3 protein-coding genes are annotated in these 3,097 nt (G+C 67.8%); all 3 read left to right on the top strand.

What is annotated here, in order from left to right; translation table 11 throughout:
• Positions 1-82: 82 nt before the first annotated feature.
• The gene (locus ACIQUT_RS40190; protein ID WP_403570678.1) at positions 83-538 is read left to right on the top strand and encodes an FMN-dependent NADH-azoreductase; all 456 of its coding nucleotides are present in this window, start codon (positions 83-85) and stop codon (positions 536-538) included.
• Positions 539-1,110: 572 nt separating this feature from the next.
• Positions 1,111-1,566: a hypothetical protein gene (locus tag ACIQUT_RS40195; RefSeq protein ID WP_403570675.1), complete on the top strand. Its 456-nt coding sequence runs from the start codon at positions 1,111-1,113 to the stop codon at positions 1,564-1,566.
• Between the two features lie 70 nt (positions 1,567-1,636).
• On the top strand, positions 1,637-2,668 hold the full coding sequence (locus ACIQUT_RS40200; RefSeq protein WP_403570676.1) for a hypothetical protein: 1,032 nt from the start codon (positions 1,637-1,639) through the stop codon (positions 2,666-2,668).
• The last annotated feature ends 429 nt before the right edge of the window (positions 2,669-3,097 follow it).

Here is a 3,097-nt window from a genome sequence, read left to right on the forward strand (position 1 = left end):
ACACCGGCCGAGTTCGAACAGCAACTGATCACGTCACGTACTCTGTCACTCGCCGCATGAAACCCGGTGTCCACTCCCGGGGATCAACCTCACCGGAGTCTTCGCCCCTGCCGAGTACCACACCCCGCAGACGAAGGCCGCCGTTGATGCCTCTATCGCCCTGATCGAGGAGGTCGAGGCCGCAGACGTGCTGGTTCTGGGCGTGCCGATGTACAACTTCAACGTGCCGGCCACCTTCAAGGCATGGATCGACCAGATCTGCATGGCCGGCCGCACCTTCGCCTACACCGCCAACACCCCCCCGCGCGGGCTTCTCAGCGGGAAGAAGGCCGTCATCGTCCGCGCGACGGGAAGCGACTTCGACAACCCCGCCTTCGCACCTCTCGACTTCCACACGCCCTACCTGCGCGGTGTCCTCGGCTTCCTCGGTATCACCGATGTCGAGTTCATCTCCGTTAACGGCCCGACCCCGGAGCAGACCGAGGCCAGCCTGGCCAAGGCCGACAAGGCCATCGCCGCCTCCCTCAAGCTCGGCTGATCCCCGCACGGGCCCCGGCCGCGGGCTTGCGCCACCGTTCTGAACGAGGCACAAGTCCGCACCGGTGCGGGGCAGTGACCCGATGCGCACGAATCGGACTCGCGTGCACCACGATGTTCCGCACCGTCCGGGGCGCGCCCCGGACGGCGATGCCCGGCACTCTCGCCTGCACTCGGGTGCGCCGCACCCGACGCCCCACACCCACGGGTGGGCGCGCCACCAGCACCCCCTTGACCAGGTTCCGCAGGGCGCGCACTCCCCCCTTGACCAGGTGCGCCACCTGGCACGTTTCTCCTTGACACAGCTCCGGACGCCGATCAGGGCGTGGTCAAGGGGGTGTGTGATAGGGCCGCCCCGCGGCCGCGCACCTGGTGCGATGCACGGTGGTCCGCATCGTGGTGCCCGGTGAGCCTCCACCAACCTGAAATCGCAGGTCAAAGGGCTGGTGTGACCGGCTCTCGGTTTACTTACGCTGGTCATGGGCCGCTGTCTACGGAGAAGATCGTCTGGCGGAGCGGTCGGTTCGCCCAGTTCCTGCTCGCTGAGGCCGTCGCCCTTCTACGATCCTGTCCATGTTGGATCCCGAGCTGCTGGAACGGATCACCGCGCGGCGTGCGGAACTGGATGAACTCGAAGAACAGCTGGTCAAGCAGCTGGAGGAGGTGCGAGCTGAGCGCGACGAGCTCGCTGTCGCCGAACGGGTTCTTGAGCGGGTGAGCGAACAGATCACCGGCGAACGCGCTTCGGTCGCGCCGATGCTCGGGCAGGTGGGCGGACGGGCGGTGATGCTGATCCCACACCGCGAGCCAGGCGTGGAGGAGGTCGTGCTTCCGCCGGAGCACCAGCGCATTCTCGCCGCCGTGCGGCAGGCCGCCGGACCGGTCATGACGCGGCAGGTCGGCGAGATGCTTGGAGTAGACGTCAGCGTACGGTCCAAGCTGGAACCGCTGCGCGGGAGGCTGGTCAGACTGGCTGACCGCGGCTGGCTACGGAAACTGCCCGACGGCCGGTTCACCACCCGCCTGTGAGCAGCGTGCGGGCGGGTAGCTGCCGGGGGTGGTCGCTGTCCCGTGCTGTCAGGTGTCTAAGGTCGCGTCCATGACGAGGACCACGCCCCCGCGCCCTCTCGATGTCGAGGCGCTCTTCCCGGAACTGGCCGCCTTTCGAGGGACGACGACTCGGCTCCATCCACGGCCGGGCAGACCAGATCTGTCGGCCAGTTCCGTGGGCGGTCCTATGCTGTGGCCGGCGGACGAGCCGTGGCCGGTGTGCGGCGAGGCCCACGGGCGTGGGCGTGGTCGGCGCCCTGCCGACATCCGCCGCTATCGGCAGGTTCTGGCTTCCGCGTGGGCCCGCGAGCAGGCTCCCGGCCCGACGGACGAGGAACGGGAGCTCCTGGGTGAGCTGCACCAGGAGCAGAGGATCCCCGGGGTCTCCGAGACCGACCCGCTGCCGATGATCGGCCTCGCGCAGCTGTACCGGCGGGATTTGCCTGACCTGCCGGAGGGGCCGGGCGACTGCGATCTGCTTCAAGTGTTCTGGTGTCCGTTCAACGCGCACGGCCCGGGCCGGTACGACCTGGAGCTGCACCTGCGCTGGCGGCGGTGGCGGGAAGTCGGCGAGGTGCTGACCGCGCCGCCGCAGCCGGTGGTCGTCGGGGCCGACGGCTTCGTGCCCGAGCCCTGTGTGCTGCACCCGGAGCAGGTGATCACCTATCCATTTGCTGGAGTTCTACCCGAGGAACTGTGCGCCCGGATCGACGCCTGGGAGGAAGCTCTTGAAGAGGAAGCCGAGCAGTCGGCGGACGGGGGTACGACAGAGCCGGTCGGGTACCAGTACGACCTGTCCATCCCGCCCGGCTGGCGAGTGGGCGGCTTCGCCTCCTGGCACGCGACCGACCCGTATCCCATGGACTGCCTGACCTGCACGACACCGATGCACCTGCTGGTGACCATCGACAGCTCGGAGTGGGACGGCGGCAGCGGCAGCTGGAAACCGCTGGAGGACCAGAACCAGCCCACTCACCGGTGCGCCACCCCGACGGAGGTCACTGTGGGCCGCTGGGGTGAGCTCAACGTATTCTCCTGCCCCAACAATCCCGAGCATCCGCACCGCTGGAGCATCCAGTAGCTCCTGGAGCCCGAGTGCTGTCGAAACAGAGTGAACAGAACCACCTGGAGAAGCGCGATGCAGGCGTAACCACGGTGCCTCCGGCGGATGTTGGAATTGTGTGACGGAAACCAAAGAACACGCCGAGGACACCTGCCCGCTTGTCTATCAGTGCCGTCTGCCGCTGTCCACGAGCACGGTCAGCCACCTCGCCGGTCTGCTGCGGCGCCACCTGAAGGCGATACGGTCCCGATGGCGGATCCTGCCGCCAGGAGTCCCGTTGCTGTGACCGGCCTTCTCCCGAATTCCCCGCCACCTGTTGACAGCGGCGGACAAGCCATAACTCCGTGGTCTTGGAAGTACCCGCTGGAGTTGCGTGACCGGGCGGTCCAGATGTACCGGGCTGCCGAGCCGAAGCCGGTGATCCGCCGGATGGCCGAGGAACTCGGC

This window comes from Streptomyces sp. NPDC090445 (assembly GCF_044769385.1).
In the GTDB taxonomy this organism is placed as follows: Bacteria; Actinomycetota; Actinomycetes; order Streptomycetales; family Streptomycetaceae; genus Streptomyces.